The sequence below is a fragment of the Sedimentibacter sp. genome, assembly GCF_033447055.1.
Lineage (GTDB): Bacteria > Bacillota > Clostridia > Tissierellales > Sedimentibacteraceae > Sedimentibacter.
Window position 1 is genome coordinate 1 of record NZ_JAWQJF010000132.1, and the last position, 24,649, is coordinate 24,649.

Here is a 24,649-nt window from a genome sequence, read left to right on the forward strand (position 1 = left end):
ATTATATCAATACATTCATCCAAACGTTTGTGAAAGTTGTCAATTAGTGATGGGACTTACAATGCTAGAGCCAAACAATGTATGGAATACTTTCCCGTGCCACACTCATGAAAGAAGAATGGAAGTATATTTATATTTTGATATGGATGAAGAGGGATTAGTTTTTCATTTAATGGGTGAAGCAGATGAAACCAGACACATTGTTATGAGGAATGAACAAGCAGTTATTTCACCAAGCTGGTCTATACATTCAGGTGTTGGTAATAAAAATTATACATTTATATGGGGAATGGTAGGAGAAAATATAGAGTTTACAGATATGGACCATATAGATAATGCTAAATTAAAATAAAGGAGAATTTAAATTATGGATGAAATGTTCAGAGAATTAGATAAATTTAATATGGACATGTTTTCCTTGAAAAATAAGGTTGCAGTTATAACAGGTGGCAATAAGGGGCTGGGTTTGGCTTATGCAGTTGCACTGGCAAAAGCAGGTGCAGATATCTTTTTACCATGTCGTTCTAAAACAAATTGGGAAGAGATAGAGAGTCTAATTAAAAAGGAAAATAGAAGAGTAGAATTCATGCAAGTAGATTTATCTGATAAAGATATGGCAAAAGCGTCTATTGATAAATGTATTGAGGTATATGGTAGAATAGACATTCTTGTTAATAATGCAGGAACTATACGAAGGTCTCCTATTACGGAATTTAAAGATGAGGATTGGAAAGAGGTTATAGATATAAACCTTAATTCAATATATTATTTATCTCAAACAGCAGTTAAATATATGATTAAGCAGGGCGGAGGAAAAATAATTAATATAGCATCTATGCTATCATTCCAAGGTGGAAAGTTTGTTCCATCATATACTGCCAGTAAGCATGGGATAGCCGGATTAACCAAAGCATTTGCTAATGAATTAGCTGATAAGAATATTCAAATAAATGCAATAGCACCAGGATATATTAAGACTGATAATACAGCTCCAATAAGACAGGATGAAAAGAGAAATGTTGAAATATTGTCAAGAATCCCAGCGGGCAGATGGGGAGAAACCGCAGATTTAATGGGTACGATTGTGTATTTAGCTAGTCCTGCTTCCGATTATGTAAATGGTCATATATTGGCTGTTGATGGTGGATGGCTTGTCAGATAATTTATAGCAGATAGTTTATACTTGTATTATAAATTATGAAATGTTATAAAATTGCTGGTTTTTTATTTAATAATTAGGGAGAAAGACGATGAGAAAATATGAGGTGCTACAAAGAATTGAAAAGGTTGGTGTTGTAGCTGTTGTCAGAGCAGAAAACAGTCAGCAGGCTAAGAATATTGCATTGGCATGTATGAACGGTGGAATAGATTCTATTGAAATTACATTCACAGTTCCAGGGGCTCAAAAGGTCATTGAAGCATTGACAGATGAATTCGGTGATACTTTATTGGTTGGCGCAGGTACAGTATTGGACAGCGAAACTGCTAGGATTGCAATATTAGCTGGTGCAAAATTTATTGTAAGCCCTGCATTTGATCTTGATACTGCAAAGCTATGCAATAGATATCAAATACCTTATATGCCAGGCTGTTTATCATTGACTGAAATGATCAAGGCTATGGAAGCAGGCGCGGATGTCATCAAGGTATTCCCAGGAAGTCTCGTGGGTCCTGAGTATATAAAGGCAGTCAAAGGCCCTTTGCCTCAAGCTGTCCTGATGCCTACAGGCGGAGTAAGTCTGGATAATGTGGACAAGTGGATTAAGAACGGATGTATAGCTGTAGGCGTTGGGGGTAATTTAACCAAAGGTTCCAGTGAGGAAATGACTACTGCTGCTAAGGAATTTGTTGACAAGGTAAAATCAGTAAGAGAATAGTGTTTATAGGAGGATAATTATGAAAAAAATAGTGACCTTGGGAGAAATAATGCTCAGGCTTTCAACTCCTGGATATGAAAGATTTATACAAGCAGATTCCTTTGACGTTGTTTATGGCGGAGGAGAAGCTAATGTAGCAGTTTCACTGGCCAATTTTGGGTATGATGCATACTTTGTTTCTAAATTGCCTAAAAATGAAATAGGTCAGGCAGCAATAAATCATCTGAGAAGATTTGGAGTAAATACAGACTATATAGCGAGAGGCGGAGAAAGAGTAGGCATATACTATTTAGAATCCGGAGCATCTATGAGACCCTCTAAGGTAATTTATGATAGAGCTCACTCTTCAATTTCAGAATCTGAAGCAAGTGATTTTGATTTTGATGCAATATTTAAAGATGCAGATTGGTTTCATTTTTCAGGGATAACTCCTGCATTAAGTGAAAAAGCTGCTTTCCTTACTGAAGAAGCTTTAAAATCTGCTAAGAAACATGGGGTTACAGTTTCAGTTGATTTGAATTACAGAAAGAATCTTTGGACTTCCGAAAGAGCTAAGGAAGTGATGACTCATCTGATGCAGTATGTTGATGTTTGTATTGGCAACGAAGAGGATGCAGAAAAAGTTTTGGGATTTAAACCAGGTGAAACAGATGTTACTTCCGGCGAATTGGAATTGGCAGGTTATAGAAATATATTTGAGCAAATGAAGGAAAGATTTGGATTTAAATATGTGATCAGCTCACTGAGAGAATCATATTCTGCTTCGGATAATGGCTGGTCAGCATGTGCATATGATGGCAATAATTTTTATCATTCCAGAAAATATGATATCAGAATAGTAGATAGAGTCGGCGGCGGTGATTCCTTCGCTGCTGGGGTAATATATGGATTGCTTGAGGGTAAAGACTTCAAAGCTTCTTTGGATTTTGGCGTAGCTGCTTCTGCTTTAAAGCATACAATTCATGGAGATTTCAATATGGTTACTGCTGCTGAGGTTGAGAATTTATTAAAAGGTGATGCTTCAGGAAGAGTTCAAAGATAGTAAAAATAATAAACAGGCCAACCCATATTGATATTTGGTTGGTCTGTTTTTATGGAGGAGAAAATTTGAGCAAGGTGTAGGAAATGGGACTGTTCAAGGATATAAAATTGAAATAAATAATTTTGCATATGTTGATAATTTCAGTGCTTATATGATTGTGTCTGAAATTGAAAATCCTTTTGAAGATGCACAGGTCAACATATTGACATATTATTAATAAACAAATATAATGGCATATGTCATAAATTAAAATATTGACGAAATAATTTATTTATATGATTACTGTAAAAAATGGAGATATAAATTAGTTCGTACATATTCACTAAACGGATTAAACATAAAAAAAGAGTACAATTATGATGAAGTTAATGAAGCTTACAGAAAGGAGGTTTATATGAAATATCAGGTTAACCAGGAAAAATGCAGACAGTGCAAAATGTGTCTAAGATCAAAATGTCGTGCTATTGAATTTAAAGATAAGGTTGTAATAAAAATTGAGCTATGTAACGGCTGTGGAATTTGTTATAATTTATGTCCGGTTAATGCTATTGAAATGGTTGACGAAATAGTCAAATAAAAATTAGTATCAATTGTTTATTATAACAATAAAGAACAAAACATAGATTCATATTATTTAATAAAAAATATGAGGGAGTAAATGATGAAATTAAAGTTAACTACACTTATAGAAGATAATATTGATGATGCAAAAAAACTTATAAATGAGCATGGCCTTTCTTTGTATATTGAAGTAGATGGCAAGAACATATTATTTGATACTGGGCAAACAGGAGATTTCATAAAAAATGCAAAAAGTTTAAATAAGAACCTTGGATGCATAGATTATATCATAATCAGTCATGGGCATTATGATCATAGTGGAGGATTTCGGAAGCTTATTAATGAGTTGAATAATAAAGTGGAAGTAATTGTCGGAGCAGAGTTTTTTAATAAAAAGTATAAATTGCTGGATGTTCAGACATACAAATATATTGGAAATTCATTCGATGAAAATTATATTCTTGAAAAGTGTATTCCTTTGAAGAAAATTGAAGATAATGTGCATTATATTTCGGAAAATCTCATGTTGTTTCATCATTTTGAAAGAAAAACAGATTTTGAGATCAGAAATGATAAATTCTTTATTGACGATGAAAATGTAAAGATACATGATGAGTTTGAAGATGAAATTGTACTGGGAATATCTACAAAAAAAGGATTAGTTGTAGTTGTAGGTTGTTCGCATGTAGGAATTATCAATATCCTGAATTCCATTAAAGAAAAAACAGGCATGCCTATTTATGCAGTTATAGGTGGTACTCATTTGGTGGAAGCAAATGAAATAAGGATGAAAAAAACAATCGAAGAATTACATAAGTTTAACTTGAGTTTGATTGGTGTTTCACACTGTACGGGAGAAGAAGGAATAAAGAGAATTAAAGAAGAATTTGAGGATACGTATATATATAATAATACAGGAAATGTAATTGAGATTGATGATGAAGCTTAAGAATGGCTTGTTTAAAGCGATAAGGTGATATTATGAAAATTGATGTCGGGAGAAAATTATACTCAATAAAAGAGATGTATACGCTTGTTTATCATGGAATACGTACTGTTCCATATACATCAAAAGCTAAGCGAAATAATGAACTTGGTTCTGAATTCATTGAACGAATTATGCTTGCTGTTACTGAAGTAAACGGTTGTGAGATATGTTCGTACGCACATACAAAAATGGCTTTAGAGGCTGGAATGAGTAATGAAGAGATTCAAAACATGCTTTCGGGGGTTATGGCTAATATTCCTTCAGATGAGATTCAAGCTATTATGTTTGCGCAACATTATGCAGATAGCAGAGGTAAACCTGCAAGGGAAACATGGAATCGTATCGTAGAAAGTTATGGGTTAAATAAATCATACGGCATTCTTGGAGCTATTCGTATTATTATGATGGGCAATGCATATGGGATTCCATGGAGTTCCTTTGCAAATCGACTTAAAGGCAGACCAGATAGAAGGAGTTCTTTGCTGTATGAAGTCGAGGTGATAATTATAGGAAGTGTACTCATACCTTTTGCGATTGTGCATTCCTTAATAGCTTCTTTGTTGAAGTTAAAGATAATTGATTTTAAAAGTTAATCTTAAATTTCAAGTTAAAATCTTTAGTAGGCATGATCATGAGTTGGCATGATTATGCTTAAATATAATTTGTTTTTATTGTTATAAATAATTTAAACATATTTATGAAAGGAATTGTATGAGCATAGGATATGCATGTAAGACATTAGGGGTCTTAAATACAGATATGAAAAGTTGCACACTAAAAAATGCCAGCAGCGATAGAATAACTGAGTTGGCAAGACACAATATCAACTCATTAAATAATATAATTGATTATAACAAAGAAAATAATATTGAGCTTTTCAGAATAAGCTCTGATTTGATTCCCTTTGGTTCTAGCGAAATAAACAAATTAATATGGTGGGATATATTTAAAGAGGAACTTTCTAAAATAGGTAATAAAATCAAATTGAGCAATATGCGTGTTTCTGTTCATCCCGGACAGTATACAGTCTTGAACTCCAAAAATAGCGATGTTGTTGTAAAAGCTGTCCAAGATTTGATTTACCACACAAGGATTCTTGACAGTCTAGGACTTAATTCTAGACATAAGATTATTCTTCATATAGGGGGAGCCTATGACAACAGAAATGAGGCGGTAGAAAGATTTATAGAAAATTACAAGAAGTTAGATGAAAAAATTAAGAAGCGACTTGTTATTGAAAACGACGATAAAATATACAATATTGAAGAAGTCCTTGAAATTGGATATAAACTTAAGGTACCTGTAATTTTTGACAACCTTCACAATAAGATAAATTCTTCTCGGCAAAATATGAGCGAAAAATATTGGGTAGAACAATGCAAGTCTACCTGGCGGACAGAAGACGGTAATCAAAAAATACATTACTCCCAACAGGCTGAAAATAAACAAAAGGGATCGCATTCTGATTTTGTAAGCATTAATGAATTCATGAGTTTTTATAAAATGATTGACAGAAATGACATAGACATTATGCTTGAAGTTAAGGATAAAAATTTGTCTTGTATTAAATGTATAAATTGCACAAATCCAAATTTAGATATTTATGAACTGGAAAAGGAATGGAGCAGGTACAAGTACACTATCTTGGGAAAATCCCATAAAAGCTATCTGGAAATAAGAGAACAATTAAAAAATAAACAAGATTTTTCTGCTGTTTCTTTTTACAATATAGTTGAAAGGGCAATGAAAAATGATGGCGAAACAGGAAGCTGTGCCAATTCTGCTCTTCATGTGTGGGGTTATTTTAAAAATCTAGCAACAGAAAAAGAAAAGGTTGATTTTTTTAAACGAATGGATGCGTATCAAGCCAATAAAACAAGTATTATAGCAGTAAAGAAATATCTAAAAAAAATGGCTGAAAAATATGAACAAAAATATCTTTTAAATTCATATTATTTTGAAATATAAAAATAATGAAATTAATAGTTATAATAGTTTATTATTAGGAGAACAAATGCAAGAAGAAAAAAGAAATTTTTCAAATAAACTTATTTGCCCTGTATCTGCTAAATGCGGAGGCTGTCAGCTGCAGAATTACAGCTATGAGAAACAATTAGAGGAAAAGCAAAGTAAGATTAACATGCTGTTAGATAAATACTGCAAGGTGGAAAATATTATAGGAATGGAAAATCCGTATTATTACCGAAACAAAGTCCACGCAGTATTTGATACAGATAAAAAAGGAAATGTAATATCTGGAGTATACGAGGCCGGTTCTCACAGGGTTGTTTCCATTGACAGTTGTTTAATAGAAGATCAGCGAGCAGACAGCATCATCGTTACAATAAGAGGAATGCTTAAATCATTTAAAATCAGGACTTACAATGAGGACACAGGAGTTGGCCTATTGCGCCATGTTTTAATCAGAACAGGTTATAAAAGTGGAGAAATTATGGTTGTGCTGGTTATTGCTTCACATATATTTCCCTCGAAAAATAATTTTATAAAAGCACTTTTGAAAGTGCATACAGAAATAACAACAATAGTTATGAATGTAAACAATAGAAAAACCAGTATGGTTCTTGGTGAAAAAGAACAGGTGTTATATGGAAAGGGTTTTATAGAGGATACGTTGTGCGGTAAGGTTTTTAGAATTTCGCCAAAATCTTTCTACCAAGTAAATGCTGTACAGACAGAGGTTTTATATGGTAAGGCAATTGAACTAGCAGAATTGAATAAAAATGAAACAGTTATTGATGCGTACTGCGGAATAGGAACCATTGGCATAATTGCCAGCGATCATGTAAAAAAAGTAATTGGAGTTGAGCTTAATCGTGATGCTGTAAAAGATGCTGTAATAAACGCAAAACGAAATAACATCAGAAATATTTATTTCTATAATCAAGATGCAGGTGAATTCATGAACCAAATTACTGCTGAAAAGCAATCAGCTGATGTAGTCTTTCTTGACCCACCAAGATCGGGAAGTACAGAACAATTTTTAGATTCAATGATTTCAATAAATCCTAAGAAGGTTGTATATATTTCATGTAATCCAGAAACATTGGAAAGAGATTTAGCTTATATCGTAAAAAGAGGATATGAAGCAAAAAAAGCCATACCTGTAGATATGTTCCCAGGAACAGAGCACGTGGAGTGCGTAGTATTGATGTCAAGGGTTGAAAAATAAAAATCTAGAAAATACGTCAGCAATAGAGGATTTCATATTACAGATGCAACTCTGTTAAAAGGAAAACCTCTTGCAGAGTGCGCTTTATTGGGAAAGAAAATTTGAATATAGGGGGAATAAGAAAATGATGAAATACAAGGGATTGTATCTCAATCTAATTACTTTGCTGATCAGAGGACCTATGAACAGGGAATACGGAAAAAAGCTGACAAAAAGTATATGCCACCAATCATTATAACTTACAGATGGTTATTGCTGTTGGTTTTAAGGTAAATTCTGAAAGAGCTGTGCAGTTTCGAAAATGGGTTAACCAAATAGCTAAAGATTATACGATTAAAGGTAACTGATGTATCTGTTGCTAAAAACTATTTATCTGATTCTTTATGGAAAGGTAAATATTTTTTAACATAAAGTAATGCCGCAAGATTGAACTTTTTTATTGTTCAATGAGTTACAGTGAATGATTATGAGGTAAAGAAAATGAAAAATGAGATAGTTGTTGGAGCTGTTTCTAAAATTCCAACTCAAGATGGTATAGAATCTACTTATCAAATCATGGAAACCTGTGTAAAAGAATATTCTCATGTAGATTTATTGTGCTTTGGAGAACTTTTTTTACTTAAAGATCCAAAATATTTGGATAATATAGAGAATGAAGAAGCTTTAAAAAAAATCACTTATCAGATTCGCAATTTAGCAATACGATATAATATGGCTATTAGTTATGGATGTGTCCTTAAAGAAAGGGGCAAAGTTTATATTTCTCAAATAGTTGCATTTCCGGATCAAAGTGAATATATTTATCGTAAGGTACATTTAGGGAAAAATGAAAAGATTATTTATAATTATGGAGATACCATCGATGTTTTTAACTATAGGGGGTATACTTTTGGTATTCAGATTTGTATTGATACACATATCATGGAGATGAGCATTCTTCAAAAGCTTATGGGAGCAGAGATTATAATTGCGCCCTTTAATACTCCTTATGATTGTAAAAAAAGATTGAAAAATTGGTCAAAATATATTCCAATGAGAGCATATGAGTGCAATATGTGTTTCATTTGTAATAACTATCACGGGGGTATACAGATGGTAAATGGATATGGAGACGTAGTAAGAGAGAGTATAGATACCAACTGTGTGGAGGTTTATACCTTTTCTAAGCACAAAGATTTTAATGAAAATATTGATTATTTTGCTTATAGAAGATCTAATCTATATAATTGTATAACATGTGGACAAGCGATAAAGGATGAATTGATGAGTTATCAAGAGTAAGAAGCTTATTAGATAATACTAGCACTTCAATAGCGGATTTAGAAGAAAAAACTTTAAGTGCAGAATCTCTAATAGGTAGAATACATAATATTTCACGACAAACTAATTTATTGGCATTAAATGCGTCTATTGAAGCAGCAAGAGCCGGCGAGTATGGAAAAGGTTTTTCAGTAATAGCTACTGAGATAAGGTCATTAGCAAAGGAAACAAACGAAGTTACCGTTGTTATTTCTGAAATTATTAAAGAGCTAAGACTTTCATTTGTGGATACAAAAGAAAAGTTAATTGATGTTCTTAATAAAATAGAAGATCAAACCGTAAGCATTGATAAAACTATTGTAAGTTTTAAGAATATAGAAGAGACATCAAAGGAACTATTTGGTAAATCAAGTGATATATCATTTAATTCGCAAAAAATTGTTAAACAAATATTTAATCTTAAAGAATTTATTAATTCAATAACACTTTCAGTTGAAGAGGTAACAAATTCAATTGTTGATGTAAATCAATCAGTATTATTAGAAACTAATTCAGTAGATAATTTAAATAGCAGTATAAGTAATTTTGAAGAGGTCAATTTCGTATTTTTACAATTAATGAAAGATTATTATTCTGATAATAAGATTACTGTAGCCACAGTGCCATATGAGCCATTCATAATTTATGATGTTGAAAATGATGTTGCTTCAGGAATAGATATAGATATAATCAATAAAATATATATTGATGCAGGTTATCAAATAGAATATAAAATGGTGCCTTGGGATACTTCCATTGCTATGGCAAAAAAAGGTTTAGTAGATATCCTTCCTACAATAGAAATTAACGAGGAAAGAAAGGAATTTTTAGATTTTAGCATTAATTACAGATATGAAAGTGGATATAATTTTTATACAAGCAAGGAGAATAACATTTCTATTAATAGTATAGATGACTTAAAAAACAAGCGTGTAGGTGTATTGACCGGATATAAATATTATGAAGAATTTGATCAGAATACTTCATTTCAGAGGTATTTTAGCTTTAAAGAAGATATAATGTTTCAAAAATTACTGAAAGGACAAATAGATGTAATAATTTTGAATTCCTATTCTGGAAATTATTTGATTAAAAAATTGAATTTTGCTGGCAAGGTAAAGGAAGAGAAATATAAATATGTGCAGGCTGACACAACTGAATCAAGAATAGGGTTTACTAAAACTAAAGATAATAAGCACCTTATAGATTTATTTAATAAGAAATTTAAAGAATTAGAAAAAGATGGCGCAATAAAGAGAATAACAGAAAAATATTTAGCATAAAAATAGTATGATTTAAATCCTTAAAAACCATACCATGCATTAGTATAGAATGTATGAGCATAGTGTTTGTGATATTTCAAGAGAACAATTGAAAACTTTAATTGATTGCAATGATATCTTAGAATGGGGGGAAAAGGTAAATGAAAAGTAAAACTAAGTGGGTGTTATGGGGATTTTTTTCACTTGATTATAAAGCTATGGGAACATATTTAGAGGAAATGGCTGAGAAGGGCTGGATGCTAAGTGAGGTTGGCCGATGTATAGCAAAGTTTAGAGCCATAGAGCCACAGAAGCTTAAATTTTATGTAGATGTATTTAAAGGTGGCGGACCGCTTACTCCGGAAAAAACAGAAGAATCAGAAGCATATAGGAATCAATGTCGAGAGTCCGGATGGATATTCATAACATCACAGGATTATTTACAGTTTTTTTATGCTGATGGGGACAGCGAGACGGTTCCTATTCAAACAGATGAAGAAATTGAGCAAGAAATTGTTAAACATACGCTGATAAGAAATGAGTTGCGTGGTATATGTATATTCTTAATAGTTGCTGTCTTTGTATTAGTTAGGAATATACCTTTAAGATATAGTAATCTTTTAAGCTTTACAGGAGTCACAAGCACATTTTTATTTCCTATATTATGCACATTTGTTGTAATCCCTGCTGTTTACAGCATAATCTGGATGATAAAAGCCAGAAGAAATATTAAAAAGGGCATATCCATAGCAAAACCTACCTTGAAAAGTGCGCGAAGGCGTATAATTTTATTTTATTATCCGACATGGATTATTATATTGCTTTTCATACTGTCTTTTATTGCTGATGCATTCTTTAAGCCTGATAATATAGTGTTGGCGTTGCTAGGTCCGGTGGTCGGTTTTATTATCGGTTCAGGTATTAGGCATCTTGTAAAGAAGAATAAAATTAAAAGGGATAGCAGAGCACTATACATAGTAATTTCAATAATTTTAATAATCATTTTTATTCCTATGATAGCTTCATTAATTATAGAAGGATCAGAGGATATATATAAAGTAAATTACGTTTCAGAGGAGTATCCTATAATTACAATGGAAGAAATATCAAAGGAATCAATACAGGGTAGTGTAATCAGGGAGTTTAAACCCGGTATGAGTCCTGTTGTGCCTAAACATTATACTTATTGGGAATCTGAAAATATAAATGGTAATAATGAAAGTATGAGTATTAAATATTATAAGTCAATAAATTCATATTTTGCTGAGGTTATTTTTAATGGAATAACTGAGAAGTTGGAAAAAGGAATGAAGTGGAGAGGTATGACTATATTTACAAAAAATATTATTACAGATGATGAGATGAAGGATTTATGGGATGTTGATAATATGGCACTGACAGATGAGAAGGGTGAAATTATAATCCAGAAAGGAAATATAGTGCTGCATTTGAATGATTTTACAGGGGATATGGATTTTAATGATAGACAAACAAGAGAGTTGATAATTAGTAGATTTTTTTCAGATTCTTCATTGGAGAATTGACATTTATAATATCTACTCCGAGGTAAAATTAATAATTAATTTCGCCAAGTATTATTATCTGTGAATTTTGATAAATTGCTGATGCAGATTGATGAAGCTACTGTTGATAGGACAATTAAAATCGTCGCCTGCAATTTTGCTATTCGTTAAGAAACTAAAATACAAATCATCATTTGGAGAATTTAATATGGATATATCTTTATATTATCAAGAGAGAGGAACTGGTATTCCCTTCATTCTTTTGCATGGAAATGGGGAAAATGGGGAGTACTTTATACATCAGATAGAGCATTTTTACAAGAATTACAGGGTGCTTGCAGTAGATACGAGAGGGCATGGAAAATCACCGAGAGGAACTGCACCATTTACTATTGAGCAGTTTGTTGAAGACTTAAATGATTTTATGAATGAGCTGGGAATTTCAGAAGCCATTATTTTAGGTTTTTCTGATGGGGCCAATATCGCTATGAAATTTGCATTGAAATATCCTCACAAAATAAAGGTATTGATATTGAATGGAGGAAATCTAAACCCAAGAGGGGTAAAAAGGACAATTCAGATTCCTATAGAAATTGGATATAAAATTACTAAAGCATTTGCAGGAAAATCAGAAGATGCAAAACGTAATATGAAATTATTGGGGTTAATGGTTAATGAACCTAATATAAAAGCAGATGAGTTACAATCAATTCATATTCCTACACTTGTTATTGCAGGTACAAAGGATATGATAACATTAGCTCACACAAAAGAAATTGCGAAAAATATACCTAATGCAAAACTGTCCATTATTGAAGGAAATCATTTTATTGCAAACAAAGTATCAAAGGAATTTAATAAAGAGGTTGAGATTTTTTTGCAAACAGTTATATAAAATGAGGAGGAATTACAGCAAAAGGAATGATTATTATTATGGAAAGAACAAATGGTTAATAATTGAATAAATGGCTGTTTAATTGCAAGAATTATGAAATTGCGGAGAACCGTTCCCTATGACTACGATATTAAGGATTAGTAGCATCACTTTTTAATACTTTGTTCATATATTAATAGTATATATTAAATTATGAAGGAGAGATATTATGTACTATTACCCATATACCAACATGTTAGCACATTGTTATATGATGCAGCAGCAAATGAATTCTAAAATAAGAGTGCTTCATGCAGTTCCTAATGCCCCTGCAGTAGATGTTTATGCTAATGATAATCTTATTGTTAGGAATCTTGTTTATAAAGAAATGTCACCATATTTACCTGTTCCATCTGGTAATTATAATATTAAGGTTTATCCAACAGGAGAAACTACAAATCCTGTTATTGACTCAAGTGTTTATATTCCTGCAAATTCTGTCTTTAACATAGCTGCTATTGGAGAATTGCCTGATATAAGCCTATATCCAATTCAGGAACCAACTTCAGCCAATAAAACTGGTATGGCTTGTATAAGATTTATCCATCTATCCCCAGATGCACCACCTGTTGATATAAAATTATCAGATGGTTCAATTGTTTTCAGCAATGTTCCATTTAAAAGCATAGCTAATTATACTTGTGTTCCATCTGGAACATACACGTTTAGAGTAAACCCAGCCGGAACAGATAATGTTGTTTTAACAGTTCCTAATGTTAAATTAAATCCAAATACTTTCTATACCGTCTATGCGGTTGGCTTAGTTGGAGATAAACCTAATTTAGAAGCATTATTAGCTGCTGAACCAAGATGAATTTTTCAAAATTAACTTTTTTAAAGTATTTTTGTTGACCTTATTAAGATTTTATATTAAACTAATATTAGTTGAATAATATTTATAGGTGCCTATTTAGGAGAATAGGGAAAACGGTGAAAGTCCGGTACGTACCCAACACTGTAAGGATTAGTCTTTTGCTGTACCACTGGTTTATGCTGGGAAGGAGCAATAGGATGATTGAGTCTGAGTCAGGAGACCTGCCTATGAATAATTATTGAAAATATCGGTGATGAAGGTAAAGTCCCGACCATAATACTTTGTATTATGGCGGGATTTTTTTGTTAGTTGCATGGACAATCATGAATTTTTTAATACATTAAAGGTTGAAGTCCACATTTATATTAATTGGAGGAATTATTAAATGAACAAAAAATTTTACAAAGATTTAAACATCAAAAGTATGAGTGAAAATGAATTAGAATTGGCATTGAATGAAATTATAATAGGAATAAAAAAACCTGATTTAGTTTCAGCTGAAGGAATGCAGAGGAGACTTGATACCAAGATAAAACCAATTAGAAGTCTAGGTGTGTTAGAAGATATTGCTGTTCAGTTAGCAGGGATACAACATACTGTACATCCTGAAATTAAGGGAAAAGGAGTACTTTTAATGGCAGGGGATCATGGTGTTGTTAAAGAAGGAGTTAGTGCAGCTCCGCAAGAAGTAACTGCTCAATTGTTTTATAGCTATCTAAGCGGAGGAGGTGGTATTAACGTATTAACTAAACATGCAGATGCAAAACTTATATGTAATGATATAGGTATTTCCACTCTTATTGATCCTCCTGAACTGATGGTTAATCGTATCAAGAATGGAACGGATAATATTGCCGAGGGACCTGCTATGACAAGAAGAGAAGCTCTTCAGAGTTTGTTAACCGGTGCTAAAATCGCTTCTGATGCAATTGAGTCCGGAATAAATATTTTAGCAGCAGGAGAAGTTGGAATTGGAAATACTACTCCAAGTTCAGCTTTAATAACTGTATTTACAGGATGCTGTGTTGAAGAAGCTACAGGGAGTGGAACTGGATTAAAAAATGATGCATTAGAAAATAAATATGAAATAATTAAAAGAGCAATTAAAGTCAATAATCCTGATCCTAATAATCCGATAGATACATTAGCTAAGATAGGTGGATTAGAAATTGCTGCAATGGTTGGAGCAATTATAGAAGCAGCATATCAAAATGTACCAACAATAATAGATGGAATAATATCTTCTGCCGCAGCACTTGTTGCTGCAAAGCTTAATCCATTAGCTATTGAATTTATGATAACTTCTCATTCTTCGGAGGAAAAAGGTGAATTAATAGCATTGAAATATATGGGATTAAAACCAAGATTGTTTTTAAACATGAGATTAGGGGAAGGCACTGGTGCAGCACTTATGTTTAATATGGTCGAAGCAGCTATAAAAATTGCTGATGAAATGGATACTTTTGAAACTTCAGGAGTAACAACAGTAAATTAAAAATAGAACATTTGAAGTGAAACGTTATGCCCTCTAGGAGGCATTAAGTCCTGGATATCAAAAGTTGAAGGTGGTGTATAGTTATGAGAGTATTAGTTAGTGCTTGTATTATGGGTAAAAAATTGACAATAGATTTATTAGGAAACATCTGGTACAATATACTAAACAATTCTGTTTTGGTGATGGGATAATTTTAGTATTAGAATCAACTATAGGAAGCATAGGGACAGTTTATGAACGGATGAAATTCTTGCGGTGAAAACTTAAATTTATAACTAAACGGAGAAATTATGAAATTATTTAAAAATAAAATATTTCTTAAATCAATGCTCACCATAGCATTGCCTATTGCTTCTATCAAAGCGCTGACTGAAACGCTTGCTGATAATATTATACAGGGTGAAGAAATAATAGCTAAATATTATGGAATTATTTTAAAGGAAAGCAACAATCTACAAAAACTGATTTCGGACATGCTGGAGATGTCTAGGCTTCAAGTTGAAGGTATGACTTTTGAGAAAGAAGATATCTGTAGCAAAGCCTTAGGAAAATGTTGTTGTGATTACATTATAGCCGATTTTAAGGTAGGATTCTATTTTTTTAATCAATATTTCTTCAAATTTTTTTAAAAGAAATAAATTAAAATTATATAGTAATTATAGGACCTTGTAGTTCTTTTTAGAAACTACTTGCCGAATTCAAGTTAAATATAATTTCAAATCATATGAAATAAACAAAGATTTATTTCACTGTTGAAATTAAGACGATTTGTTGTATAATTAGAAAATGAATAATGCAAAGGAGTATTGACCATGACTAACAACAAAAATTATAGAATTACTTATATGGCTTTTATTTGGCACGCGTTTTTTTTGGCATTGACTATGTCAATGCTGGATCTAAATACCGTTTTTCCAGCGCTTGTATCAGAACTGACGGCTTCTAAAATTATTTTTGGTTTTTTTTATTCCATCATGCTGGGCGTTCCGCTCATTTTTAATCTGATTTTCAGCCATTATTTGAAAAAATATCGCTTGAAAAGAAAATTTCTGATGTTTGGCATTTATTTACGTTCTTTTTCTTTTTTGGGTATGGCAGTATTCACCTATTATTTTGGAATAAGTAACCCTACTTTGGCTATAAGCAGTTTCTTTTTCTGGGTTTTCCTTTTTTCAATTAGTTCGGGATTTGCAGGAATCGCCTATGCTGACATAATAGCAAAAATACTGCCAAGCAAACAAAGAACCGAACTCTATGCCGTCAAGCAGTTTTTCAGCAGTATTGCAGCTTTTATGGGTGGATTGATTGTTACAAGAATTTTCAGTATTGGAAATTTGGTTTTTCCGATTAATTATTCAATCAGTTTATGCATTGGATTTATCGGATTATTTATCGCTTCTTTAGGTTTTATCTTTATCAATGAACCGCCTTCAGCGACAATACTTGAAGAAGGGAACTTCATTCAATATCTGAAAAAAGTACCTTTGTTTCTGAAAGCGGATTATAACTTTAGACGATATATCATCATTGAAAATATGACAAGCTCTAGTATTATGCTGCTTCCTTTTTATATGATTTATGCAAAAGAGGTTTTCCAAGTCGACAATTCATATATTGGAAAATATTTGATTTTCCAAGTTATCGGTACCATTTTCTCAAATGTCGTTTGGGCATACATTGCAAAAAAATTCAGTTCTAAAACAATCGTCAATATCTGCATTCTTATGGGTGCTTTGATACCTTTGATTGCCATTGGACTGTCATTTCTAGGACCTAATTATTTTGCAATTGTGTTTTTTCTTCTGGGTTTCATCATCAGCGGAAGGCGAATCGGATTTGAGCCATATCTCTTGGACATCGCTCCAGAGGAGCATCGTACCGAATACCTTGGTATACGTGGCACTTTGAATATTTTTGTAGTCATCCTTCCGATTGTGGGAGGCATGTTTATTGAAACACTTGGATACTATTTTACTATGGGTATCGTCTCCGTTGTCATGTTTGTAGCTGCTTTCTTAATGAAAAAATAATTTGCAGTCTTTTTTGTGTTTTGCTGTGATTATATTACATATTTTACTGCAAAAAAAGCTTTATTTTTGATAATTTATTAAAATTCCTAATAACATAATGGCGGAAAAATCTTTCACTTAAAAGATTTTTCCGCCTTAAAAAAATTATGCCCTTTAGGAGGCATTAAGTCCTGTATATCAGAAGTTGTGGGTGGCGTATAGTTATGAGAGTATTAGTAAGTGCTTGTATTATAGGTAAAAAATTGACAATAGATTTATTAGGAAACATCTGGTACAATATACTAAACAATTCTGTTTTGGTGATGGGATAACTTTAGTATTAGAATAACTATAGGAAGCACAGGGACAGTTTATGAACAGATGAAATTCTTGCAGGGAAAACTTAAATTTATAACTAAACGGAGAAATTATGAAATTATTTGAAGATAAAATATTCCTTAAATCAATGCTAGCCATAGCATTGCCAATTGCATTGCAAAATCTGATTACATCATCTGTAAATATGGTGGATACATTGATGATTAGCAGTTTGGGTCAAACTAGTATTGCTGCTGTTGGGATGGCCAACCAGTTTTTTTTCTTTTACATCCTAATTACCTTTGGAATCAATAGCGGTTCATCTATATTTATTGCCCAATATTGGGGAAAAGATGATATACCAAGTATTAGAAAGGTTTTAGGACTTGCAGTATCATTAAGTGCTATGGTAGGACTTGTATTTACAGTAACAGCATTATTATTTCCACAATTGATAATGAAAATTTTAATTGATGAGCCGGAAGTTATCAGAATAGGCAGCGATTATTTAAGAATAGTAGCACTATCATATATTCCAACTGCCGTTAGCTTTGCATATAGTGTGGCTTTAAGGACTACAGGAAAGCCAAAAATACCAATGAAAATTTCAGCTATTTCTTTTGTAACCAATACAGCATTTAACTATGTATTAATATTTGGAAAGCTTGGATTACCAGCAATGGGTGTAAAAGGAGCTGCGTTAGGAACAGTTATAGCAAGATTTGTAGAAATAGGAGTAACTTTTTATGCTGTGTATTATCAAGATGGTGTTTTATCAGCAAACATAAAAGAATTAATAAGCTGGAACAAGGATTTTATCAAAAGATATCTTAAAACGACTTACCCTGTAATATTAGCAGAAGGAGCATGGTCTTTAGGACAGGTGATGTACTCTATTGCCTATGCAAAGCTTGGTGAGGAAGCAACAGCGGCAGTTCAAATTACAAATACAATACAAAATGTTTTCTTCGTGTTGGTTAGAGGGTTAGCCAATGCTTGTACGGTAATGATTGGGAGTAAAATTGGCAGCGGGGATGAGGATAAAGCATACGAATATGCCAAGAATTTCATGATGCTATCATTGCTTTTAGGACTTGCTTTGGGAACAATTCAAGCTGCAACTCCTAACCTTACACTAAAACTATTCAGTGGAATAGATCATAGCTTGTATGAGGTGTCCAGGAAATTACTGATTGTTATGGGATTGACCTTTGTTATCAGGGTGTTTGGCGCCACAGGAATAGTAGGAGTATTAAGAGGTGGAGGCGATACAACATTTGCAGCGATTCTAGATGTTGGTTCAGTATGGATTATAGGAGTACCACTTGCTTTTATTGGAGCATTGCTGCTAGATATGCCGGTTTATTGGGTATATGCAATTGTATCATTAGAAGAATTGATTAAAGTTATATTAATTATGCCTAGAATTTTATCTAAAAAATGGATAAAAAACATAACTTAAACACTTTTCCTAAAATTAAAAAAGTGGGTAGCGTTTATTATAAATGTAATTGTGGATGGAAGACGAGAATATCGTAATTTAATATAAAAGTATAACATCCTGTGAGTGTAACGAGAATAGAAATGGAGTTATTAGAATATGAAAATACCTTATTTTTTTGAGACTGATATGCCAACAAATATAAGAAAAGAATATTTAGACAGCAAAGAATTTAAGGAAGATTTGATTCTCCAGAATATTCGAAGAGTCAAACTTCTGGCAATCATAATTATAGCCATTGAGATGATTTTTTTGTTAATAGATATCATCTCTTGTTTTCTTAAAGTCAACAAATCATTCTCCTTTTATTCTTATATGGTGATGTATTTAATCATGATTGCTATTAATCTGACGTATCTGCTTCTAATTGAAAATTTTTGTCAGAAAAGAATCTCATTAAGAGCAATGGATACCTTAACAGTAGTTTTTTTAACTTTGATAATGATCTGGGGCAGCGTAATTTCACTGATGGATCAGAAATTATATGGGCATCTTATGACTTATATGGTCAATATGATTGTGTGTTCTATAATATATTTTATTGACGCAAAAAGAATGATTATCCCTTATCTTACATCTACCCTGATTCTCGCAATCGGTTTACCCTTCTTTCAAAATTCAAGCAATATTATTATTGGTCATTATTTGAATATGACTGTTTTTGTGGTTATCTCATGGACTGCTTCGAGAATTATTTACCGCAATTACTGCGACAACTATGTAATCAAACAACTTATGAATCAATCAAATTTGTTGCTTGAAAAGGAAATAGAAGAAAACAAAATTATTAACAAGAAGCTTAAGAACATAAACGCGCAGCTGAAAAAACTAGCGCTTTTAGATGAACTAACAGGACTTTTGAACCGCAGGGGTTTTCGCGAGTTTATTGATAGGATGTTACAAAATAAATCAGAATTGATCTTATCTGTTATTATGATAGATGTTGATAATTTCAAGCTGTACAATGACTCCTACGGGCATGAAAAGGGAGATTTGACCTTGATTGAAGTTGCAAAACAAATCAACAGCTTGATTGAGAATACCGAACAAATCGCGATTCGCTGGGGCGGTGAGGAATTTATCTATGCAGCTTTTAATAAGAGTCAGGAAGATATTATTAAGATTGCTAATTCCATTAGATTAAAAGTCATGAATCTTGAAATTCCAAACGAGAGATCTTCAACAAGTCTTTATATCACAATTAGTTTGGGTACTTGCACTGGGACTCTTGTGAGCGCAAAGGATATCAGCGGAATAATAGATACTGCTGACCAAGCACTATATCTCGCAAAGAGCAATGGACGAAATTGTGTTGCAACCTTGACCTACAATAAACCCTCTGATGTGTAAGCATGACAATAAATAAATAACGAAAGGGTGAGTTTATAAGAAATAACGATGAAAGTGAGGAAATAATTAATGTTTAGAGAAATGAGAAGAATAAAACAATTATTATCGATGGAGGACACAATAGTTGTAATGGACAGATGTACAAACGGCGTTCTGGCGTGTTTAGGAGATGATGATTATCCTTACACAGTTCCGCTTAGCTATGTCTATTTCAATGAGAAAATCTATTTTCATTCAGCAAAAACAGGACATAAAATAGATGCAGTCGCTAAGAATCCAAAGGTGTCTTTTTCGGTAATAGATGAAGATATGATAGTAAGTAAAGAGTATACCACATATTTTCGCAGTGTTATAGCCTTTGGAAAAGCAAGAATAGCAGAAGGCGATGAACGTATTGAAGCTTTTAAAGCTTTAGTTGAGAAATATTCAGGAGACCAGCCCGAAGAAGCCAATATTAAGGAAATAATGGGATGTATGCAGTCTTATGTTATTGCAATTGATGTAGAACACATAACCGGCAAAGAAGCTATTGAATTCGTAAGAGCAAAAAATAAATAGGAGTATCAACATGCACATAAAACAGATGCAACTGAAAGTAGTTGAAAACAAAGGAACACTTTATGGCCTGTTGATTTTGGATGAACAAAACCAAGCAAATTTACTTTTTGATATTGAGACAAAGGAATTAAAAATTTCAGGGAATAATGCTCTGACGCAATTCCTTTTGGCCAATGAATTTCAGTTGAGGAAATTGCTGCACAATAAGCGTTCTGATAGCTATTATGTAGGTTTTCAACTAAATTTTTCCATGATTGACGGAAAAGATATAGCTGCGTTCAACAATCGGGACAACATAATTGTTAAAGACCTCAGGGATATCACCGTTATACAAAACTCTAAAAAAAGAGATTTGACAGAAGTCTATACAGACGCAAGTTATGATGAAAAACATCAACAAGCTGCCTATAGTATTTTGAAAAAAGACTTGGATGGGCGTTATGAAGCACATGAGTATAACAGTGAATGTAAGGATTCTTCTTCGACAGAACTTCAAGCAGTCATTAAGGCTTTGGAAATATACCATGGTGATATAAGAATTATGACTGATTCTCAGTATGTTCGAAAAGGGATAACTGAGTGGATGGTGCATTGGAAATTAAATAATTGGTGTACTGCAAACGGGACTAAGGCAAAGAATATCGATCAGTGGTTGAAGCTGGAATGGCTTTGCGAAGGAAGGCGCGTTGAGTTTGGTTATGTAAAAGCCCACAACAATCATTTTGAAAACGAGTATTGTGATTTGATGGCTCGGATAAAACGCGAATCTATGAAGAAAGAAAATTGAGGTTGACAATGAATCATCCAAATTAATGGTTTTAGCTTGTGAATAGATGACAGCTTATTTAAAAACAACAATTCCAACAACCATCAAAGCTACACCTACTAGCTTGTTCCACTCAAAGCAAATTTTCTCAGTACCCAATATTCCAAAAGACTCAACTAAACAAGAAGTTACAAGCTGTGCCAATAAAATTAGCATTGTCGCATATATAGGGCCTAAGCTTGAGATGCCTTTAATAACAGTGAATGTAATAAATGCACCGATAACACCACCAAATAAATATAATTTATTACTAACATTAAACACAGAAAATAAATTTTCGCGGCTTGTAAAGAGCCATATACTTATACTTGCAACAAAAGCTGTGAAATGTACCCAACTATTTGTAGCCCACATACTTGATGAATCCATTACACGTGTATTGAAAACACCTTGAACACTCATCAAAAATCCAGCCAACAATGCAAATAGAATTCCAGTCATACTATTCAATCTCCTTTTTGAAAAATAAGTAATAGTATAGTATTACTTAAAAAGGCAAATATAAAAGCGGTAAATTATGACATAACATTTTCTGTACATTTTATTATCAAAATAGTACGACTTGTTAGCGCGAAATTATTCAAAGCAATTCAAATTGATTTCTATGATACTTTAGAATGCCATCATTTCTTAGTTTTGAAAGTTCAGCCGACATAGCACTTCGCTCAACAGAAAGATAATCCGCAAGTTCCTGTCGGTTGAATGGGATATAAAAGTTGCTGTTTTCAGCTTTCTTGGCTTCTGCTGAAAGATATGCCAGCAGTTTTTCTCGGGTTGTGCGCTTTGATGTAAATTCAATTTTATGTGTTAGTGATATATTTTTTTTTGATACGATGTTTAACAAATTCTGAATCAGTCTGATGTGAAATTCGCATACCTTAGCGCATGGAACGGCAAGCTTTTTAGAATCGATAAAGAGAAGTTCGCTTTCGGTCGATGTAATTATACTGACCGGAAGCGTTTTAATATTCGCATAAGCAAAAGATTCTCCAAACAGATTTCCAGCATTAATTATGTTAAGTATACTTCTATTTCCGTAATAATCGTCCTTAATAACATAAACCTGTCCCGACAACACTATACCTATTTGTTTAATGCTTTCACCGCTGAAAAATACAGTCTGCCCCTTTTTATAATGAATTACTTCTGCGGATAGGCACGACAAGAGTGGGTGTAAATCCGATTTTTTAATACCATTGAACAAATCTACTGTCGTCAATATATCTAAATAATTATCCATAAAAACCTTCTTCGTTGTAATTACAACAGACTTATTTTTTTGATTATAGTATACTCGGAACATAAAGTCAAACATAAAAAATATCAAACAAAAAAGTTTGTCGAGTTTTATAGCCATTTAAAACAATTATTTCTATAAGGAGGATAAATATATGGCAAAACATTGGGAAAATCAAAAATCATCTTTCTCAGCAATTGATGTGAGAAATCTAACGAATAATTTCTTGCCTGGAATTCTGCACAAAGCACAGCAGGTAGATTTGAATAACGGAATATGTGTTATTCAGAGCTTTGAACCAAAGCCCTTGTATTCGGCTCTCGAAAATCTTGGTTTTGAATATGTAACTGAAAAGATTTCTGAACACGAATACAGAGTGTATTTTTACAGAACAGAAATTAAAATAATTAAGTTTGAAAGCGGAGCGGATATGCCGTTTAAACCAACTGCAATTGTAAACTATAAAACCATAGATGATGTACTTGCAGGTACAGTTGTTGATTTTTGGGAATTAATATGGGGTAAAGAAGATGCAGCAATAGATTTGAAAACAAAGCTGCTTCTGTCAATGAGCAATGCTATCGGTGCTTCCAGATTTAGGCAGGCTACTAGAGAGCTTATTAAAGCATATTCTTTAGGAGTAACGGTTAATGAGTTGGACGAGTTGTTTTCATTATTTGCATGGAATCAGGGAATAGGCCATTTTTCATCAGAAATAGGTCCTTCTACCGTTTTTGGTGTATACAAGCAGATAAAGAAAAGAGAGCAGGAAGGTTTAGACAGAAAAGAAATATTAGATGAAATTATCGAAAAATTTGGAGATAAAAACCCTAACGTAAATACTTTATATAAACAGCAAATTAAATGCTGTGAAAAAGGTGATGAATAAATAATAATAAATTAAAGGAGAAATTAAAATGAGTATGTTTTGTTATCAATGTCAGGAAACTGCAAAAAACACGGGTTGTACAATTACAGGTGTATGTGGAAAAAACGAAGAAGTTGCAAAGCTTCAGGACCTTCTGATATACACCCTCAAAGGTATTTCGGATATTGTTGTGAAAGGGAAGGTTGATACACGTGAGCTCGATAGGACCAATTATGAAGTTCTGAGCAGCTTGTTTATGACTATTACTAATGCAAACTTTGACGATGGTTCACTTGAAAAGCAGATTAAAAAAATGATTACACTTAGAGATGAGATAAAATATTCTGTTGACATGAACACTTTACATGATGCGGCTGTATATACAGTGGATACCAGAGAATCTATGCTTGAAAAAGCAGCTTCCGTGGGTGTGCTATCAACAGAGAATGAAGATGTTCGCTCATTGCGTGAAATGATTATTTACGGACTTAAGGGAATGGCAGCTTATGCTGAGCATGCAAAAAATATCGGAAAAGAAAACCTTGATATTAATAACTTTATCTATAAGGCATTAGCAGCGACTTTGGATGATTCTCTTACTGTCGATGATCTTGTGGCTCTGACGCTAGAAACTGGTGAATACGGAGTAAAAGTTATGGCGCTTTTGGATGAAGCACATACTTCCAGGTTTGGAAATCCAGAAATTACAAAGGTAAATATTGGCGTCAGAAATAATCCTGCAATACTTATATCCGGTCATGATTTGATTGACTTGGAACAGCTGCTGGAACAAACAAAAGGCACAGGAGTGGATGTATATACTCATGGCGAGATGTTGCCTGCTCATTATTATCCAGTTTTTAAAAAGTATGATAATTTTGCAGGAAATTATGGTAACGCTTGGTGGAAGCAGTTAGAAGAGTTTAAATCATTCCATGGTCCTATTTTGTTTACTACTAACTGTATTGTTCCTCCGAAGAGTGAAGAAGTAAGAAAA

25 protein-coding genes, 1 pseudogene and 1 riboswitch are annotated in these 24,649 nt (G+C 32.8%); of the genes and pseudogenes, 24 read left to right on the forward strand and 2 right to left on the reverse strand.

What is annotated here, in order from left to right; translation table 11 throughout:
• The 22 genes and pseudogenes from SA378_RS09125 to SA378_RS09230 all read left to right on the forward strand — a co-directional run.
• A partial coding sequence (locus SA378_RS09125; protein ID WP_318525682.1) for a 5-deoxy-glucuronate isomerase occupies window positions 1–352 on the forward strand: 352 nt, incomplete at its 5' end.
• Between the two features lie 24 nt (window positions 353–376).
• Window positions 377–1,162 carry a 2-dehydro-3-deoxy-D-gluconate 5-dehydrogenase KduD gene (gene kduD / locus SA378_RS09130; RefSeq protein WP_318525705.1) on the forward strand — a complete coding sequence of 262 codons (786 nt, stop codon included), beginning with the start codon at window positions 377–379 and terminating at the stop codon, window positions 1,160–1,162.
• Window positions 1,163–1,250: 88 nt separating this feature from the next.
• Window positions 1,251–1,877: a bifunctional 2-keto-4-hydroxyglutarate aldolase/2-keto-3-deoxy-6-phosphogluconate aldolase gene (locus SA378_RS09135; RefSeq protein ID WP_318525683.1), complete on the forward strand. Its 627-nt coding sequence runs from the start codon at window positions 1,251–1,253 to the stop codon at window positions 1,875–1,877.
• A 19-nt stretch (window positions 1,878–1,896) separates the two neighbouring features.
• Entirely contained in the window at window positions 1,897–2,919 is a 1,023-nt protein-coding gene (locus SA378_RS09140; RefSeq protein WP_318525684.1) for a sugar kinase, read from the forward strand.
• 394 nt (window positions 2,920–3,313) lie between these two features.
• Window positions 3,314–3,496, forward strand: coding sequence for a 4Fe-4S binding protein (locus tag SA378_RS09145; RefSeq protein WP_318525685.1), 183 nt, complete (start codon window positions 3,314–3,316; stop codon window positions 3,494–3,496).
• 81 nt (window positions 3,497–3,577) lie between these two features.
• Window positions 3,578–4,429, forward strand: coding sequence for an MBL fold metallo-hydrolase (locus SA378_RS09150; RefSeq protein WP_318525686.1), 852 nt, complete (start codon window positions 3,578–3,580; stop codon window positions 4,427–4,429).
• A gap of 32 nt (window positions 4,430–4,461) precedes the next feature.
• Complete coding sequence (locus SA378_RS09155; protein ID WP_318525687.1) at window positions 4,462–5,061, forward strand: carboxymuconolactone decarboxylase family protein; 600 nt, start codon at window positions 4,462–4,464, stop codon at window positions 5,059–5,061.
• Window positions 5,062–5,227: 166 nt separating this feature from the next.
• Window positions 5,228–6,436: a UV DNA damage repair endonuclease UvsE gene (uvsE, locus tag SA378_RS09160; protein WP_318525688.1), complete on the forward strand. Its 1,209-nt coding sequence runs from the start codon at window positions 5,228–5,230 to the stop codon at window positions 6,434–6,436.
• Between the two features lie 46 nt (window positions 6,437–6,482).
• Window positions 6,483–7,658, forward strand: a complete 1,176-nt coding sequence (gene rlmD, locus SA378_RS09165) for a 23S rRNA (uracil(1939)-C(5))-methyltransferase RlmD (protein ID WP_318525689.1) — start codon at window positions 6,483–6,485, stop codon at window positions 7,656–7,658.
• A gap of 212 nt (window positions 7,659–7,870) precedes the next feature.
• A pseudogene (gene rhuM, locus SA378_RS09170) lies at window positions 7,871–7,999 on the forward strand (RhuM family protein); the annotation flags it as partial.
• 139 nt (window positions 8,000–8,138) lie between these two features.
• A complete protein-coding gene (locus tag SA378_RS09175; protein ID WP_318525690.1) occupies window positions 8,139–8,939 on the forward strand; it encodes a nitrilase-related carbon-nitrogen hydrolase in 801 nt (266 codons plus the stop codon).
• 29 nt (window positions 8,940–8,968) lie between these two features.
• Window positions 8,969–10,240, forward strand: a complete 1,272-nt coding sequence (locus SA378_RS09180) for a methyl-accepting chemotaxis protein (RefSeq protein ID WP_412178689.1) — start codon at window positions 8,969–8,971, stop codon at window positions 10,238–10,240.
• 140 nt (window positions 10,241–10,380) lie between these two features.
• Entirely contained in the window at window positions 10,381–11,763 is a 1,383-nt protein-coding gene (locus SA378_RS09185; protein ID WP_318525691.1) for a DUF2812 domain-containing protein, read from the forward strand.
• 187 nt (window positions 11,764–11,950) lie between these two features.
• Window positions 11,951–12,637: an alpha/beta hydrolase gene (locus SA378_RS09190; protein WP_318525692.1), complete on the forward strand. Its 687-nt coding sequence runs from the start codon at window positions 11,951–11,953 to the stop codon at window positions 12,635–12,637.
• A 208-nt stretch (window positions 12,638–12,845) separates the two neighbouring features.
• Window positions 12,846–13,490, forward strand: coding sequence for a DUF4397 domain-containing protein (locus SA378_RS09195; RefSeq protein WP_318525693.1), 645 nt, complete (start codon window positions 12,846–12,848; stop codon window positions 13,488–13,490).
• Between the two features lie 69 nt (window positions 13,491–13,559).
• Window positions 13,560–13,734: riboswitch (cobalamin riboswitch) on the forward strand.
• A 141-nt stretch (window positions 13,735–13,875) separates the two neighbouring features.
• The gene (gene cobT / locus SA378_RS09200; protein WP_318525694.1) at window positions 13,876–14,985 is read left to right on the forward strand and encodes a nicotinate-nucleotide--dimethylbenzimidazole phosphoribosyltransferase; all 1,110 of its coding nucleotides are present in this window, start codon (window positions 13,876–13,878) and stop codon (window positions 14,983–14,985) included.
• Window positions 14,986–15,275: 290 nt separating this feature from the next.
• Window positions 15,276–15,614 carry a histidine kinase dimerization/phospho-acceptor domain-containing protein gene (locus SA378_RS09205; RefSeq protein WP_318525695.1) on the forward strand — a complete coding sequence of 113 codons (339 nt, stop codon included), beginning with the start codon at window positions 15,276–15,278 and terminating at the stop codon, window positions 15,612–15,614.
• Window positions 15,615–15,797: 183 nt separating this feature from the next.
• On the forward strand, window positions 15,798–17,015 hold the full coding sequence (locus tag SA378_RS09210) for an MFS transporter (protein WP_318525696.1): 1,218 nt from the start codon (window positions 15,798–15,800) through the stop codon (window positions 17,013–17,015).
• Between the two features lie 409 nt (window positions 17,016–17,424).
• Entirely contained in the window at window positions 17,425–18,774 is a 1,350-nt protein-coding gene (locus tag SA378_RS09215; RefSeq protein ID WP_318525697.1) for an MATE family efflux transporter, read from the forward strand.
• A 138-nt stretch (window positions 18,775–18,912) separates the two neighbouring features.
• On the forward strand, window positions 18,913–20,163 hold the full coding sequence (locus SA378_RS09220) for a GGDEF domain-containing protein (protein ID WP_318525698.1): 1,251 nt from the start codon (window positions 18,913–18,915) through the stop codon (window positions 20,161–20,163).
• Between the two features lie 69 nt (window positions 20,164–20,232).
• Window positions 20,233–20,721 carry a pyridoxamine 5'-phosphate oxidase family protein gene (locus tag SA378_RS09225; RefSeq protein WP_318525699.1) on the forward strand — a complete coding sequence of 163 codons (489 nt, stop codon included), beginning with the start codon at window positions 20,233–20,235 and terminating at the stop codon, window positions 20,719–20,721.
• Window positions 20,722–20,731: 10 nt separating this feature from the next.
• Window positions 20,732–21,508 (forward strand): ribonuclease H, encoded by a 777-nt coding sequence (locus SA378_RS09230; RefSeq protein WP_318525700.1) that lies wholly within the window; start codon window positions 20,732–20,734, stop codon window positions 21,506–21,508.
• A gap of 54 nt (window positions 21,509–21,562) precedes the next feature.
• Here the strand turns inward: SA378_RS09230 and SA378_RS09235 are convergent, their stop codons facing one another.
• Both SA378_RS09235 and SA378_RS09240 read right to left on the reverse strand, forming a co-directional pair.
• Window positions 21,563–21,988 (reverse strand): DMT family transporter, encoded by a 426-nt coding sequence (locus SA378_RS09235; RefSeq protein WP_318525701.1) that lies wholly within the window; start codon window positions 21,986–21,988, stop codon window positions 21,563–21,565.
• Window positions 21,989–22,127: 139 nt separating this feature from the next.
• Window positions 22,128–22,787, reverse strand: coding sequence for a Crp/Fnr family transcriptional regulator (locus tag SA378_RS09240; RefSeq protein WP_318525702.1), 660 nt, complete (start codon window positions 22,785–22,787; stop codon window positions 22,128–22,130).
• A gap of 151 nt (window positions 22,788–22,938) precedes the next feature.
• On the opposite strand from SA378_RS09240, the gene SA378_RS09245 reads away from it, so the two are divergent.
• The gene (locus SA378_RS09245; RefSeq protein ID WP_318525703.1) at window positions 22,939–23,673 is read left to right on the forward strand and encodes a hypothetical protein; all 735 of its coding nucleotides are present in this window, start codon (window positions 22,939–22,941) and stop codon (window positions 23,671–23,673) included.
• Window positions 23,674–23,701: 28 nt separating this feature from the next.
• A partial coding sequence (hcp, locus tag SA378_RS09250; RefSeq protein WP_318525704.1) for a hydroxylamine reductase occupies window positions 23,702–24,649 on the forward strand: 948 nt, incomplete at its 3' end.

Coding starts and splice junctions, on each gene's coding strand:
- uvsE (WP_318525688.1), top strand. CDS start 5,228: ATGAAAAGTTGCACACTAAAAAATGCCAGCAGCGATAGAATAACTGAG.
- SA378_RS09145 (WP_318525685.1), top strand. CDS start 3,314: ATGAAATATCAGGTTAACCAGGAAAAATGCAGACAGTGCAAAATGTGT.
- SA378_RS09225 (WP_318525699.1), top strand. CDS start 20,233: ATGTTTAGAGAAATGAGAAGAATAAAACAATTATTATCGATGGAGGAC.
- SA378_RS09220 (WP_318525698.1), top strand. CDS start 18,913: ATGAAAATACCTTATTTTTTTGAGACTGATATGCCAACAAATATAAGA.
- SA378_RS09205 (WP_318525695.1), top strand. CDS start 15,276: ATGAAATTATTTAAAAATAAAATATTTCTTAAATCAATGCTCACCATA.
- SA378_RS09190 (WP_318525692.1), top strand. CDS start 11,951: ATGGATATATCTTTATATTATCAAGAGAGAGGAACTGGTATTCCCTTC.
- SA378_RS09195 (WP_318525693.1), top strand. CDS start 12,846: ATGTACTATTACCCATATACCAACATGTTAGCACATTGTTATATGATG.
- SA378_RS09240 (WP_318525702.1), bottom strand. CDS start 22,787: ATGGATAATTATTTAGATATATTGACGACAGTAGATTTGTTCAATGGT.
- SA378_RS09235 (WP_318525701.1), bottom strand. CDS start 21,988: ATGACTGGAATTCTATTTGCATTGTTGGCTGGATTTTTGATGAGTGTT.
- rlmD (WP_318525689.1), top strand. CDS start 6,483: ATGCAAGAAGAAAAAAGAAATTTTTCAAATAAACTTATTTGCCCTGTA.
- SA378_RS09150 (WP_318525686.1), top strand. CDS start 3,578: ATGATGAAATTAAAGTTAACTACACTTATAGAAGATAATATTGATGAT.
- SA378_RS09210 (WP_318525696.1), top strand. CDS start 15,798: ATGACTAACAACAAAAATTATAGAATTACTTATATGGCTTTTATTTGG.
- SA378_RS09140 (WP_318525684.1), top strand. CDS start 1,897: ATGAAAAAAATAGTGACCTTGGGAGAAATAATGCTCAGGCTTTCAACT.
- SA378_RS09245 (WP_318525703.1), top strand. CDS start 22,939: ATGGCAAAACATTGGGAAAATCAAAAATCATCTTTCTCAGCAATTGAT.
- SA378_RS09185 (WP_318525691.1), top strand. CDS start 10,381: ATGAAAAGTAAAACTAAGTGGGTGTTATGGGGATTTTTTTCACTTGAT.
- SA378_RS09215 (WP_318525697.1), top strand. CDS start 17,425: ATGAAATTATTTGAAGATAAAATATTCCTTAAATCAATGCTAGCCATA.
- cobT (WP_318525694.1), top strand. CDS start 13,876: ATGAACAAAAAATTTTACAAAGATTTAAACATCAAAAGTATGAGTGAA.
- kduD (WP_318525705.1), top strand. CDS start 377: ATGTTCAGAGAATTAGATAAATTTAATATGGACATGTTTTCCTTGAAA.
- SA378_RS09230 (WP_318525700.1), top strand. CDS start 20,732: ATGCACATAAAACAGATGCAACTGAAAGTAGTTGAAAACAAAGGAACA.
- SA378_RS09155 (WP_318525687.1), top strand. CDS start 4,462: ATGAAAATTGATGTCGGGAGAAAATTATACTCAATAAAAGAGATGTAT.
- SA378_RS09135 (WP_318525683.1), top strand. CDS start 1,251: ATGAGAAAATATGAGGTGCTACAAAGAATTGAAAAGGTTGGTGTTGTA.
- SA378_RS09175 (WP_318525690.1), top strand. CDS start 8,139: ATGAAAAATGAGATAGTTGTTGGAGCTGTTTCTAAAATTCCAACTCAA.